A 12,880-nucleotide genomic window follows, 5' to 3' on the forward strand; every position below is an offset into this window, starting at 1 on the left:
ACCATCCCTTGGGATGATCCGCCTTCGCTTTCTGTGGAGCTAAGGAGAATTGAACTCCTGACCTCCTGCATGCCATGCAGGCGCTCTACCAACTGAGCTATAGCCCCTTGTTCTGTTGTTCCGCCCGGTTCCCCCGGCGACGACGTAAACATTACAGGGCCCTCGACGCAGCACCAAATCGATTGCGGCTTCGCTCCGGTACGACCGCTAATGTCGCTTTTCATGACCGAGAGCGCGCCGCCCGCAGCACACCGCCGTATCCCGGTCGCGCCGGGCGTGTGCCTGGTGTCGTTCGGGGTGTTCTGCGCCGCGCAGCGGGCCGCGCGGGTGTCGCTGGTCGACCTGATGGTCTACCGGGCCGAGGGCGCCGCCGTGCGCGCCGGCGGCGACCTGTACGCGCTGCGGGCGACCGCCGCGCACCTGCCCACCACCTATCCGCCGTTCGCGGCCCTGCTCTTCACGCCGCTGCCCCTGCTGGACACCGCGCTGCTGCGCGCCCTGGCGACGGCCGGCAATCTGGCGCTGCTGGTGGTGTTCGTCCGGCTGTCGCTGCGGCTCGTCGGCCACGCGCGCGGGGAGACCGCCTGGTGGGTCGCGGCGGCGGCCGTTTGGTGCGAGCCGGTGTGGACGACCCTGCGCTACGGCCAGATCAACCTGCTGCTGGCCGTCATGGTGCTGTGGGACCTGACCCGCCATCCCGCCGGCGGACGCGACCGCTGGGCCGGGGCGGGGCTCGGGCTGGCCGCGGCGGTCAAGCTGACGCCCGCGCTGTTCGGGGTGTTCCTGCTCGCCACGGGGCTGGCGGACCGGCTGCGCGGCGGGCGCGGTCAGCCGTGGCTCGGGCACGCGCGCGGGGCGGCCGTGGCGTTCGCCGTGCCGACCCTGCTGGCGGCGGCCGTCCTGCCGGACGACTCCCGGCGGTTCTGGACGGACGCGGTGTTCCGCGCGGGCCGGGCCGGGCGCGCCGAGGACACCGCCAACCAGGCGCTGCGCGGTGTCCTGGCCCGCCTCCTGGGCACGCCCGACCCGGCGGGCCCCTGGGTACTGTGCGCGGCCCTGGCGGCCGCCCTGGGCCTGACGGTGGCGGTACGGGCGGAGTTGCGGGGGCGCAGGGCGTGGGCGGTGTGCGCCTGCGCGGTCACCGCCCTGCTGGTCAGCCCGGTGTCGTGGACGCACCACTGGGTGTGGTGCGTGCCGCTGGTGGCGCTGCTGTGGACGCGCGGGCACCGGGTGGCGGCCCTGGGCACCCTGCTGGTCTTCTGCTCGTATGTCCCGTGGTGGGTGCCGCACGGGCCCGGCCGGCCCGAACTGCACCTGGGCGGCCCGCACTTGCTGCTGTCGGTCCTCTACGGGGCGGCCGGCGCGCTGTTCCTCGCGCTGGCCCGGACACCGTCGCCGGGACCCGCCTGCTCAGAGGTCCGCGTCAGGCCGTGACGAACTGGTAGAACCGCTTGAGCGTGCAGTGCTCCTCCAGGAGCCGGCCGTAGATCGGCTCGCCCTCCAGTTCCCGGTACGTCTCGATCGGGTCGCCTTTTATGATCAGCGCCCGCGCGCATTCCTCGCACCAGTACTGGTAGTCGGGGTTGATCGGCTCCATGTCGCGGACGATCGGCGTACCGCTCCCGCACCAGTCGCACTTCCGCCGGTGTGCACCCATCGATCAGCTCCAGATGTGGCCGCAGGCCGTGCACACGTAGGAGATCCCGCCGTTGTCGCCGAGCACTTGGGCCACATGCGCGGAACCGCAGGAAGGGCAGCTGAGCCGGGTGGCCGTGTCCCGTATCAACGCCGCACCGGGGAGGTGGCCGACCTCCCCGAGGATGCTCGCAGGCATCGCCACTCCCTCCCGTCGGGCCGCGCTCCCTTCCGGCCATGTGATTCTGCCACGACCGGACCAACACGGTCAGCGACGCCTCAGTACCAGTCCGGACACGGCTCCCGCCACGATCGTTCCGGCCAGTGCCCGCGCCCCGCCCGGACGTCTCCGCCGGGTATACGGCCGCCGGGCGCCCCCTGACTCAAACCGGTCCGGGAACAGGTGCCGAATGCGGAAGATCCCGCCCCCGGGAAGGGACGGGATCTTCATCACCGAGCTGTGGAGCTAAGGAGAATTGAACTCCTGACCTCCTGCATGCCATGCAGGCGCTCTACCAACTGAGCTATAGCCCCTGGTGTTCTTCCCGCTCGGCGGGGCGAACAAGAAGAACTTTAGCCTGTGACCTGCCGGAAAGTGAAATCCGGGGCCGGCGGGCCCCGGGCCGGTCAGTCGTCGTCGCCGAGGACGGGCTCCGGCAGGGTGCCCGCGTTGTGCTCCAGCAGACGCCAGCCGCGGGCGCCCTCGCCGAGCACGGACCAGCAGCAGTTGGAGAGCCCGCCGAAGCTCTCCCAGTGCCGGGCCTCCAGGCCGAGGAGCCGGCCGATGGTGGTGCGGATGGTGCCGCCGTGGCTGACGACGACGAGGGTGCCGTCGTCGGGCAGCTTCTCGGCGTGCCGCAGCACGACCGGGGCGGCGCGGTCGGCCACCTCGGTCTCCAGTTCGCCGCCGCCGCGCCGGACCGCCTCGCCGCGCTTCCAGGCGGCGTACTCCTCGCCGTGGCGGGCGATGATCTCGTCGTGCGTCAGCCCCTGCCACACGCCCGCGTAGGTCTCGCGCAGGCCCTCGTCGCGGGTGACCTCAAGGCCGGTGAGAGCGGCCAGCTCGGCGGCGGTGTTCGCGGCACGGCGCAGGTCCGAGGAGACGATCGCGTCGGGCCGCAGGGAGGCGAGCAGCCGCGCGGCACGGCGGGCCTGCCCGAGACCCGTCTCGGTCAGCTCCACGTCGGTGGTGCCCTGGAAGCGCCGTTCGACGTTCCACGAGGTCTGGCCGTGCCGCCACAGGATGATGCGGCGGCCCCGGCTCGTGCGGTCGGTCACCTCACCGGTGGCGCTCGTCACCACTCCCGGCCCGCCTCCTGGTCGCCGTCGACGGCCTGGAGCCGGGCGTGCTCCTCGCCCTTGCCGCGGGTGGCCTTGGCGTCGGCGGGCAGGTCCAGCTCGGGGCAGTCCTTCCACAGCCGCTCCAGGGCGTAGAAGACACGCTCCTCGCTGTGCTGGACGTGGACGACGATGTCGACGTAGTCGAGCAGGACCCAGCGGGCCTCGCGGTCGCCCTCGCGGCGGACCGGCTTGGCGCCGAGTTCCTTCAGCAGGCGCTCCTCGATCTCGTCGACGATGGCCTTGACCTGGCGGTCGTTCGGCGCGGACGCGAGCAGGAAGGCGTCCGTGATCGACAGCACGTCGCTCACGTCGTAGGCGATGACGTCGTGGGCCAGCTTGTCGGCCGCGGCCTGGGCGGCGGTGGTGATGAGTTCAAGGGAACGATCGGTGGCGGTCACTACATGGCTTTCCGTCGGCGGACTTTTGTCTTCAAGGGTCTCACGGACCGCCGGAGGACCCCACGTGATAAAGGGATCACGTGGGGTCCTCCGGCACCGGTCAGGACGCGGACGGCGCGTAGTCGCTGCCGAGGACCACCGAGACGTCGGCTCCGGAGGAGACCGTGCCCTTCGTCACGGCGCTCTCGGGCAGGCCGAGGGTCTTGGCGACCTCGGTGGCGTCCGCGCGGTCGGCGGCGTCCGCGTAGAGCACCTTCGAGGCGGTCTCGGTGCCGGCGGCGCTGCCGCCCTCCAGGAAGGTGAAACCGCCGTTGAGGAGGACGACGCGGGCCTTGTCGGTGTCGGCCTTCACCCCGGTGGCGTTCCGCACCGAGACGCGGACCGCGGAGCCGGCGCCGGGGCTCTTGGCGGTGCCGCCGAGGATGTCCTTCACCACGCTGTCGCCGGTCTGCGCGCTGAGCGTGCCGTCGGGCCCCACGGGCAGCAGGGCGGTCTTGTAGTCGCCGCGCTTGGCGAGGTCGGCCAGCTTGGCGAGGAAGGCGCCGAGGTCCTTGTCGGTGAGCGGCGGGTCCAGGATCTGCGCGAGCGTCCGCACGGTGACGGTGGCGGACGCCGGGTCGGAGGACATCTTGCGCAGCACGCCCTGGAGGACCTGGCCGAACCGCTGCAGCCGGGCGTTCTCGGGCTCCCCGGAGGCGCGGTAGGTGGCGTAGGCGACGGCCATCTTGCCGCTGAGGGTCTGGTCCCGGCCCTTGTGGACGAGCGGGGCGGCGCCCTTCTTGCCGGCGTCCGGGTCGGGCACGTCGGTGTCGGTGTCGGTCTCGATGTCGCCGACGAGGTCGACGAGGTTCTGCAGATAGGGGGTGTCGAGCCGCCAGGTGCCCTGGATGCTGGTGCCGAGGACCGTGTCGAGCTGGTCGCGGGTGCCGGAGGTGCCGTCGTCGTCCACGGACGCGGCGAGGGTCGTCGCGGAGCCGTCGTCGCCGGTCAGGGCCAGCGAGTTGGGCAGCAGCACGGTGGTGCCCTGCTGGGTGGTCGTGTTGTCGACCAGCAGCGCCGTCAGGGTGCCGCCCCCGGCGGTGTTGTGCAGGTGGACGGCGAGCACGTCGCGTTTCTGGGCGGCGGCCGGTGCGGCGGCGCCGTCCGTGCCGCCGGAGGACAGACCGGGCAGCTTGCCGGCGTACCAGAGGTAGCCGACGCCGCCGGCCGCGACCAGGGCGAGGACGACGAGCAGGGCGATGAGGCGGCTGCGGGCGCGGCGGCGGGCCTCCTCGCGGCGCTCGGTGCGGTTCTCGGTGAACTTCAGCCAGTCGATGACGTCCTCGGAGTCGCCGTCGGGCTCCTCGACGAAGGCGAACTGCTCGGTGTGGTAGTCCGGGGCGGCCCCGCTCTCCCCGGGACCCGGTACGTCCTGCGCGGGACCGGGCCCGCTCTCGCCGGGGCCGGTCACGTCCTGCGCGGGGCCGGCCTGCTGCGGGATGTAGGCGGTCTGCTCCGCGACCCGGGGCTGCTGTCCGCTGCTCGCCGCCTGCCCGTAGGGGTCGTACCCGGTGGCGTCCTGGGTGCCGGTGGCGTACGGGTCGTAGGGGGTCTGCGAGCCGTAGGGGTCGTACGGGTCGTAGGCGGGCTGCTGCCGTCCGGGGTCGTAGGAGGGTGCCGGCGGCTGCTGGCCGGTGGCGTACGGGTCGTAGCCGTAGCCCTGCTGCTGGGCGTACGGGTCGTAGGCCGCCGGCTGGGCCTGTGCGGCCTGCTGTGCCGGGACCTGCCGGTACATGGGCCGGCCGTACTCGTCGTAGCCGACGAGTTCGTACGGGCCGCCGTCGTAGCCGGCGTCACCCGCGTCGTATCGGTCGTTCACCGGTGCCCCTCTCGGCTCACTCGCCGCGGTACAGCTCGCGCTTGTCGATGTAGCGCACGACTCCGTCCGGGACCATGTACCAGATGGGGTCGCCCTTGGCGACTCGCGCACGGCAGTCCGTGGAGGAGATGGCGAGCGCCGGCACCTCGACGAGCGAGACACCGCCTTCCGGCAGGCCCGCGTCGGTCAGCTGGTGGCCGGGGCGGGTGACGCCGATGAAGTGCGCGTAGGAGAACAGCTCCTCGGAGTCGCGCCAGGTCAGCAACTGGGCGAGGGCGTCGGCGCCGGTGATGAAGAACAGGTCGGTGTCGGGGTTGAGGGCACGCAGGTCGCGCAGGGTGTCCACGGTGTAGGTGGGCCCGCCGCGGTCGATGTCGATGCGGCTGACGGAGAACTGCGGGTTCTCGGCGGTCGCGATGACCGTCATCAGATAGCGGTCCTCGGCCGGGGAGACGTCGCGGTGGGACTTCTGCCACGGCTGGCCGGTGGGAACGAAGACCACCTCGTCCAGGTGGAACTGCGCGGCGACCTCGCTGGCCGCCACGAGGTGCCCGTGGTGGATCGGGTCGAACGTCCCGCCCATGACGCCCAGGCGCCGCTTGCCCGTGTGGGCGGGGCCGCTGCCCGGTGCGTACCGCGGGTGGTTCACCGTGTCGCCGGCCGTCTCGCGCGCCGGACCGGTAGGCATGTCCTGCTCTCCCATGCGTGCAGACCCTACCGGCCCGGTCCGGGGCGCTTGCCGGGGCCGGGGTCCCCGCTCAGCGGTCGCGGTTGAAGCGCGTGGTGATCCACAGCAGCAGGAGCAGGATGATCAGGGCGCCGCCGCCGGTGATGGCCGGGTTGAGACTGTCGTGGTTTCCGCCGTGCTCGCCGCCCTCGGCGGCAAGGGTGACCAACTGGGCTGCGGCGCTGTGGAAGCTCATCTTCGGCAGGACCTAACGCTGTGTGGGCGGAATAAAGATGTCGGCCCATCGTAAGCGGGCGGCCCCGCGGCACTCACGCCGACTCCGCCATCGGGACCGGCGGGCCGGTCGCGGCGGGGAACTTCCGCCGCTTCTCAGTCGTCCTTCCGCTTGTAGCCGCGCAGCAGCAGCCAGCCGGTCAGCACACAGCCGAGGACCATCACGACCAGGACGACACGCAGCAGGTTTCCCGTCCCGTGCTGCTGGGCGGCGCTCGCGGCGGCCTCGGTGAGCCAGGCGGCTGCAAGGTGGTGATCCATGGCGGGACTCCTTCGGGTGTACTGCCCGCCACGGTATCTCCGCCTAGGCTGGGCCCCGCCTCGGGGGCACGGTGGCACTCAGACGCACATGGGGGAAGACATGTCCGACGACGGCCGGCAGCACACCGGGCACGAGCAGGTGCCGGGCAGGCGGCGCAGGCGCTTCCCGGGAATCTCCTCGCGCGCCTACGAGCACCCGGCGGACCGTTCGGCCCTGGTGGCGCTGCGCAAGCTGAGCGGGTTCGACACCGTCTTCAAGGCGCTCAGCGGCCTGCTGCCGGAGCGGAGCCTGAGACTGCTGTTCCTGTCCGACTCGGTGCGGGTCTCCGAGCGGCAGTTCGCGCACCTGTACGACATGCTGCGCGACGCCTGCCACATCCTGGACCTGGAGAAGGTCCCGCCGATGTACGTCACGCAGGACCCGCAGCCGAACGCGATGTGCATCGGCCTGGACGAGCCGGTCATCGTGGTCACCACGGGTCTGGTGGAGCTGCTCGACGAGGAGGAGATGCGGGCGGTCGTCGGGCACGAGGTGGGGCACGCGCTGTCCGGGCACTCGGTGTACCGCACGGTGCTGCTGTTCCTGACCAGCCTCGCGGTGAAGGTCGCCTGGATCCCGCTGGGCAATCTCGCGGTCATGGCCATCGTCACGGCGCTGCGGGAGTGGTTCCGCAAGTCGGAGCTGTCCGCCGACCGGGCGGGCCTGCTGGTGGGCCAGGACGTCCGGGCCTCGATGCGGGGCCTGATGAAGATCGCGGGCGGCAACCACCTGCACGAGATGAACGTGGACGCGTTCCTGGAGCAGGCCGAGGAGTACGACGCGGGCGGCGATCTGCGCGACTCCGTGCTGAAGATCCTGAACGTGCTGCCGCGTTCGCACCCGTTCACCACGGTGCGGGCCGCCGAGCTGAAGAAGTGGGCCGAGTCGCGGGACTTCCAGCGGATCATGGACGGCCACTATCCGCGGCGCAGCGAGGACAAGGACACCTCCGTCGGTGACTCCTTCCGCGAGTCGGCGTCCGCCTACGCGAGCGATGTGAAGGACTCCAAGGACCCGCTGATGAAGCTGGTCACGGATCTCGCGGGCGGCGCGGGCGACCTGGGCGGCCGGGTCCGCCGCGGTTTCGACGGCTTCCGCAGCCCGCCGCCGGCCCGGGGGGACGCGCCGGGCGGGGACGAGGAGCAGGCGGGACGTTAGCCGGCCCCGGCGGCTCCTCGCCTCCCGGCGTCCGGCGCGTGCCGCGCACCCGTCCTCAGAGCCGCGGCTGGGCCCCGGCGGCCAGGGTTCCGCACAGGGCCGCGGGGCCGCCGCCGGTGTCGTAGGGGTTGGTGCCGGCCGGGGTGCCGGGCCCGGCCGTCTGGCCGGCCAGGAGCGGGCGCAGGTAGGCCGAGGAGTCCTCGCCGCAGGCCAGCGGGCCCGCCTGGACGGAGGCCGTGACCAGCCGGACCTGCCGGGTGCGCAGGTCGTCGCGGTCGAAGTGGAAGGTCAGCTCGCGGCGGACGGTGAAGAGGGAGGCGGGGGCGTCGGAGGCGGCGCCGGCGGGGCGCAGGGCGTAGACGAAGGTGTGGTCGGCGGTGACCGCCAGGGTCGCCGGGTCGGCCTCGGCGGCCGCCAGGGTGCCGAAGGCACGGACCGGGTCGCCGGCCGGCCGGGCCCGCGCGGGGTCGATGCGGACCACCCAGCCCGTGGCCTCGTGCCGGCCGTCCGCGGCCGGGTGGGCGAAGCTGCGGTCGAACTGGTCGAGCTGCCCGGAGTCGACCAGGGAGCGGGCGTCCTGCGCCGTGCGGCCGGTGAGCACGTCGGGGTCGAGCGAGGAGCGGACGATGTAGTCCTTGGCGGTGGTGAGGGCGGTCACCACCTGGCTTTCGGAGAAGTGGGCGGTGCGGCGCGAGGCGGGCAGGGGTATGCCCTCGGCGCCGGCCTCGTAGTGGGCGGCGGGGCTGTGCGCGAACAGGCGCTCGGCACCGGGGGCGCCGGGCACCTTTCCGAGCGGGGCGAGCGGGATGACGGTCATCCGCGGGGACTCCACGGTCCGGCGGGCCTGCGGGGAGCCGTAGGGGTGGCGCACGCCCAGGTAGAGCGCGGTGCCGAAGGCGACGGTGAGCAGCAGGGCGAGGAGCACTAGCTGCCGGGTGAGTCCGCGGTGCGCGGGCCGGCGGCGGCGTACGGCGGGCGCGTGGTCGGCCATGCGTTCCGCGGCGGAGAACTCCTGGAGGCGGGCAGCGCGCACGAACGACTCGTCGAAGACGACGGATCGGTACTCGTCCTCCGCACCGCCGGGGCCGCCCTCGGGTGTCCCCTCCGGTGGGTCGCCAGGCCGGCCCATATCTTCAGGGTAGGTCGCGCGGAGCCCGGGTAAACGCCCTGCCCCAGGCCAAGTTGTGACAGGTTCCCGCCCCGCGCGGGCGGAGCGCTCAGGGCGAGCGCGGGATGGCCGAGACGACCGGCCGGCGGTGGTCGGCGGGGGTGGCGGGAGGCGGCGCGGTGCCCTGTTCGAGGCCGGTGCGGGCCGGGGCGGGGACGCGGTCGCGGGCGCCCGAGGAGCTTCCCCGGTAGACGGCGGCGAAGGCGAGGGCGACCATGCCGATGCCCATCACGACGGCGAGGATCCAGGCGACGGGCCGGTGCCAGCGGACCTGCTTGCCGTAGAGACCGAAGGGGCCGTCGCCGAGGACATAGGGGTCGTCCGGCTCGTCGTCATCGTCGCGATCTTGGCCGGATCCGGGGCGCTCGGGGCCGTAGCCGTCGTCGTAGCGCTCGCCCGTGGCGTGGGCGCGGCGGGCGGCCTCCGCCTCGGATGCCTCGGCTCTGGCCTGGGCCGCGGCCAGCAGGCGTTCGACGGCGGTCGGCTCGTGCACCGTGGCCGCCCGTATGAAGGCCTCGTCGAAGACCACGGAGGCGAACTCGTCGTTCGGCACTCCGCGGTCGTGGTCGTCGTCGGGCTCCCCGCCGTCAGGGAACGGCGTGCCCCCCACGTCCTCCGGCACGGATCCAGCGTAGACCGGAGGGGTCGATTTGGGCAGACCGCAGGGGGATGCGTCTGCCTGGTGAGATGCCTTTTCGGCCGTGCGCCCGGGGCGGATGCCGCGCCGGACGCACAGGGCCGAACGGGTGAACCTCAGCGGCGTACGTGCCCGTCGCCGGTGACGATGTACTTGGTGCTGGTCAGTTCCGGCAGCCCCATCGGGCCGCGGGCGTGCAGCTTCTGCGTGGAGATGCCGATCTCGGCGCCGAAGCCGAACTGGCCGCCGTCGGTGAAGCGGGTGGAGGCGTTCACGGCGACGGTGGTGGAGTCGACCAGTTGCGTGAAGCGGCGGGCGGCCTGCTGGGAGGTGGTGACGATGGCCTCGGTGTGGCCGGAGGTCCACAGCCGGATGTGCTCGACGGCCTTGTCCAGCGAGTCCACCACCGCGGCGGCGATGTCGTAGGACAGGTACTCGGTCTCCCAGTCCTCGGGCGTCGCCTCGACCACGGTGGCCTGGGAGTCCTTGGCGTAGGCCATGACCCGCTCGTCGGCGTGGACGGTGACCCCGGCCTCGGCGAGGGCGTCCAGGGCGCGCGGCAGGAACTCGGGCGCGATGTCCTGGTGGACGAGGAGGGTCTCGGCGGCGTTGCAGACGCTGACCCGCTGGGCCTTGGAGTTGATCAGGATCTCGACGGCGGTGTCGAGGTCGGCCTGGGCGTCGACGTAGACGTGGCAGTTGCCGGTGCCGGTCTCGATCACGGGGACAATGGACTCGTTGACCACGGTCTGGATCAGGGAGGCGCCGCCGCGCGGGATGAGGACGTCGACCAGGCCGCGGGCGCGCATCAGCTCGCGGACGGAGTCGCGGCTCTCGCCGGGCACGAGCTGGATCGCGTCGGCGGGCAGTCCGGCGCCCCCGACGGCGTCCCGCAGGACGCGGACCAGGGCGGAGTTGGACTCGTAGGCGGAGCCGGAGCCGCGCAGCAGGACGGCGTTGCCGGACTTCAGGCAGAGGGCGGCGGCGTCGACGGTGACGTTCGGGCGGGCCTCGTAGATGATGCCGACGACGCCGAGCGGGACGCGGACCTGGCGCAGGTCGATGCCGTTGGGCAGGGTGGAGCCGCGGACGACCTCCCCGACCGGGTCGGGCAGCTTCGCGACGTCCCGGACATCGGAGGCGATGGCGCGCACCCGCTCCGGCGTGAGGGTGAGCCGGTCGACGATGGCCTCGCTGGTGCCGTTCTCCCGGGCCTTGGCCACGTCCTTGGCGTTGGCCTCGACGATCTCGGCGGTGCGGACCTCCAGCGCGTCGGCGATGGCGAGCAGCGCGTCGTCCTTCACGGCCCGCGGGAGCGGCGCGAGGTCGGCGGCGGCGGCCTTGGCCCGGTAGGCCGCCTGGGTGACCGGGGACATCGAGTCGTACGGCGAGAGGGTGGTCATGGTGGAAGGGTAGTGCGCGGGGCGCCGCGGTTCAGCGGTCGTCCCACAGCCCGAGACGTACCGGAAGGGGCGGACCCGGTCAGAACGGGTGCACGCCCACCGGTGTCGCCGGCGGCGGGCCATAGCCCTCGGCGACGCGCTGGTGGTAGGTCTCCCGGTCGATGACCTCCAGGCCGACGATCTCCCAGGGCGGCAGGCCGGCGCTCTGCCGGTGTTCGCCCCACAGGCGCAGCGCCACGGCGGCGGCGTCGTGCAGGTCGCGGGCCTCCTCCCAGTACCGGATCTCGGCGTGGTCGGTCGCGTATCTGCTGGTCAGCAGGAAGGGGTGGTCGTGGGCGAGCTGTTCCAGGGCCCGCCGCAGCTCGGCCAGCGGGACCTTCCGCCCGGAGACGCTCAGGGTGACGTGCCAGAGCCGGGGCAGGTCGTCGGGTTCCTCGTAGGTGTCCCCGGCCGCGACGCTCGTCAGAGCACCGCGGGTCCCCGTCCCCGGGCGCGCTCGTCTCACGACGGCCTCCTTCCCGCACGGCCCGCGGGGCCCGCGTGGCTCGCTCCGCCCGCATGGCTCGCTTGGCCTCTTGACGGAACGTGTCCCTTCAACATGTCCCTGGGACAAAGTTGAGCAGGCCCCAGGGCTCCGCGTGGGGGTTTTACGGAACGTCCCCCACCGGGGGCGCCGCGGACGCCCCGCTTTACGAGCGGTTTTGCGAGCGTTTACCCGTGCAGCAGCACCAGGTCGTCCCTGTGTACGACCTCGCGTTCGTAGGCGGCGCCCAGCTCGCGTGCCAGCTCGCGGGTCGAACGGCCGAGCAGCCGGGGGATCTCCTTGGCGTCGAAGTTGACCAGTCCCCGGGCCACCGCGCGGCCCGTGGTGTCCCGCAGTTCGACGGGGTCGCCGGCGCTGAACTCTCCTTCCACAGCGGAGATTCCGGCGGGCAGCAGCGACTTGCGGCCGTTGACGACCGCGTCCACCGCGCCGTCGTCCAGGGTCAGGGCGCCCTGCGGGGTGGAGGCGTGCTGGAGCCAGAGGAGCCGGTCGGCGGAGCGCTTGCCGGTGGGGTGGAAGTAGGTGCCGGTGTCACCGCCGGCCAGCGCCTCGGCGGCATGGACGGCGCTGGTCAGCACCACCGGGATGCCGGCGGCGGCGGCGATCCGGGCGGCCTCCACCTTGGTGACCATGCCGCCGGTGCCGACGCCGGCCTTGCCCGCGCTGCCGATCTCGACGCCGGCGAGGTCCTGCGGGCCCCTCACCTCCGCTATCCGGGAGGTGCCGGGCCTGCTGGGGTCGCCGTCGTAGACGCCGTCGACGTCGGAGAGGAGGACGAGCAGGTCGGCGTGGACAAGGTGGGCGACGAGCGCGGCGAGGCGGTCGTTGTCGCCGAAGCGGATCTCGTCGGTGGCGACGGTGTCGTTCTCGTTGACGATCGGCAGGGCGCCCATCGCGAGCAGTTCGTCCAGGGTGCGCGAGGCGTTGCGGTGGTGGGCGCGGCGGCTCATGTCGTCGCTGGTGAGCAGGACTTGGCCGACGCGGACGCCGTAGCGGGCGAAGGAGGCGGTGTAGCGGGCGACGAGCAGGCCCTGGCCGACGCTGGCGGCGGCCTGCTGGCGGGCGAGGTCCTTGGGGCGCCGGTGCAGGCCCAGCGGGGCGAGGCCGGCGGCGATGGCTCCGGAGGAGACGAGCACGATCTCCTTCTCGGCGCCGCCCGCCCGTCTCCCGCTGCCCTCGGCGGCGGCCCCGCGGCCCGCAGCCTCGTCGCGGATCTTGGCGAGGACGTCGACCAGCGCGTCGACGCGGTCGGCGTCCAGGCCGCCCGCGGCGGTGGTCAGCGAGGAGGAGCCCACCTTGACGACGATCCTGCGGGCCTCGCCCACGGCCTGCCTCACCCTTGTCACCGTGCCTACCGTCCCCTCACACGCTGTCCGGCTGCCTGACCGGCAATCTACGCGAAGCGGGTCGGGCGGTGCGCACCGGTCCGGCTCCCGGACACGGCGCCGCGGGTGCCGCGGGCTCCCCGGGAACGGT

Annotated in this window: 15 protein-coding genes and 2 tRNA genes; 2 read left to right on the forward strand and 15 right to left on the reverse strand. The window is 72.9% G+C overall.

From position 1 onward, the window contains the following. Window positions 1–34: 34 nt before the first annotated feature. Window positions 35–107 (reverse strand) — tRNA-Ala (locus ACH4OA_RS04020). A 115-nt stretch (window positions 108–222) separates the two neighbouring features. Here ACH4OA_RS04020 and ACH4OA_RS04025 point away from each other — a divergent pair. Then, entirely contained in the window at window positions 223–1,434 is a 1,212-nt protein-coding gene (locus ACH4OA_RS04025; protein WP_397967522.1) for a glycosyltransferase 87 family protein, read from the forward strand. On the opposite strand, the gene ACH4OA_RS04030 is transcribed toward ACH4OA_RS04025, so the two are convergent. The 9 genes from ACH4OA_RS04030 to ACH4OA_RS04070 all read right to left on the reverse strand — a co-directional run bounded on the left by ACH4OA_RS04030 (window position 1,424) and on the right by ACH4OA_RS04070 (window position 6,454). Next, window positions 1,424–1,657: a hypothetical protein gene (locus ACH4OA_RS04030; RefSeq protein WP_030653820.1), complete on the reverse strand. Its 234-nt coding sequence runs from the start codon at window positions 1,655–1,657 to the stop codon at window positions 1,424–1,426. The two genes, ACH4OA_RS04025 and ACH4OA_RS04030, sit on opposite strands and share 11 nt — an antisense overlap. A 3-nt stretch (window positions 1,658–1,660) precedes the next feature. Further along, window positions 1,661–1,834, reverse strand: coding sequence for a hypothetical protein (locus ACH4OA_RS04035; protein WP_397942842.1), 174 nt, complete (start codon window positions 1,832–1,834; stop codon window positions 1,661–1,663). A gap of 262 nt (window positions 1,835–2,096) precedes the next feature. Further along, a tRNA-Ala gene (locus tag ACH4OA_RS04040) sits at window positions 2,097–2,169 on the reverse strand. Window positions 2,170–2,262: 93 nt separating this feature from the next. Continuing rightward, the gene (locus tag ACH4OA_RS04045; RefSeq protein ID WP_397942840.1) at window positions 2,263–2,937 is read right to left on the reverse strand and encodes a histidine phosphatase family protein; all 675 of its coding nucleotides are present in this window, start codon (window positions 2,935–2,937) and stop codon (window positions 2,263–2,265) included. After that, window positions 2,931–3,374, reverse strand: a complete 444-nt coding sequence (rsfS, locus tag ACH4OA_RS04050) for a ribosome silencing factor (RefSeq protein ID WP_365880412.1) — start codon at window positions 3,372–3,374, stop codon at window positions 2,931–2,933. The genes ACH4OA_RS04045 and rsfS overlap by 7 nt, the downstream gene beginning before the upstream one ends. Window positions 3,375–3,474: 100 nt before the next feature. Further along, window positions 3,475–5,232 carry an LCP family protein gene (locus tag ACH4OA_RS04055; protein WP_397967524.1) on the reverse strand — a complete coding sequence of 586 codons (1,758 nt, stop codon included), beginning with the start codon at window positions 5,230–5,232 and terminating at the stop codon, window positions 3,475–3,477. Window positions 5,233–5,248: 16 nt separating this feature from the next. Next, on the reverse strand, window positions 5,249–5,935 hold the full coding sequence (gene nadD / locus ACH4OA_RS04060) for a nicotinate-nucleotide adenylyltransferase (protein ID WP_397942836.1): 687 nt from the start codon (window positions 5,933–5,935) through the stop codon (window positions 5,249–5,251). A gap of 55 nt (window positions 5,936–5,990) precedes the next feature. Then, window positions 5,991–6,155 carry a hypothetical protein gene (locus tag ACH4OA_RS04065; protein ID WP_397942834.1) on the reverse strand — a complete coding sequence of 55 codons (165 nt, stop codon included), beginning with the start codon at window positions 6,153–6,155 and terminating at the stop codon, window positions 5,991–5,993. A 134-nt stretch (window positions 6,156–6,289) separates the two neighbouring features. Further along, window positions 6,290–6,454: a hypothetical protein gene (locus ACH4OA_RS04070; RefSeq protein ID WP_365880404.1), complete on the reverse strand. Its 165-nt coding sequence runs from the start codon at window positions 6,452–6,454 to the stop codon at window positions 6,290–6,292. 100 nt (window positions 6,455–6,554) lie between these two features. Between ACH4OA_RS04070 and ACH4OA_RS04075 the strand changes: the two genes are divergently transcribed. Continuing rightward, complete coding sequence (locus ACH4OA_RS04075) at window positions 6,555–7,652, forward strand: M48 family metallopeptidase (protein WP_397947671.1); 1,098 nt, start codon at window positions 6,555–6,557, stop codon at window positions 7,650–7,652. 55 nt (window positions 7,653–7,707) lie between these two features. Here ACH4OA_RS04075 and ACH4OA_RS04080 read toward each other — a convergent pair whose 3' ends face one another. The 5 genes from ACH4OA_RS04080 to proB all read right to left on the reverse strand — a co-directional run bounded on the left by ACH4OA_RS04080 (window position 7,708) and on the right by proB (window position 12,729). Next, window positions 7,708–8,781, reverse strand: a complete 1,074-nt coding sequence (locus tag ACH4OA_RS04080; RefSeq protein ID WP_397967525.1) for a hypothetical protein — start codon at window positions 8,779–8,781, stop codon at window positions 7,708–7,710. 88 nt (window positions 8,782–8,869) lie between these two features. Further along, complete coding sequence (locus tag ACH4OA_RS04085) at window positions 8,870–9,442, reverse strand: hypothetical protein (protein ID WP_397942830.1); 573 nt, start codon at window positions 9,440–9,442, stop codon at window positions 8,870–8,872. Window positions 9,443–9,573: 131 nt separating this feature from the next. Further along, a complete protein-coding gene (locus ACH4OA_RS04090) occupies window positions 9,574–10,860 on the reverse strand; it encodes a glutamate-5-semialdehyde dehydrogenase (protein WP_397947673.1) in 1,287 nt (428 codons plus the stop codon). 79 nt (window positions 10,861–10,939) lie between these two features. After that, a complete protein-coding gene (locus ACH4OA_RS04095; RefSeq protein WP_365880394.1) occupies window positions 10,940–11,365 on the reverse strand; it encodes a hypothetical protein in 426 nt (141 codons plus the stop codon). A gap of 206 nt (window positions 11,366–11,571) precedes the next feature. Next, a complete protein-coding gene (gene proB / locus ACH4OA_RS04100) occupies window positions 11,572–12,729 on the reverse strand; it encodes a glutamate 5-kinase (protein WP_365941921.1) in 1,158 nt (385 codons plus the stop codon). Window positions 12,730–12,880 lie beyond the last annotated feature (151 nt).

The sequence above is a fragment of the Streptomyces sp. NPDC017095 genome (assembly GCF_044332325.1).
In the GTDB taxonomy this organism is placed as follows: Bacteria; Actinomycetota; Actinomycetes; order Streptomycetales; family Streptomycetaceae; genus Streptomyces.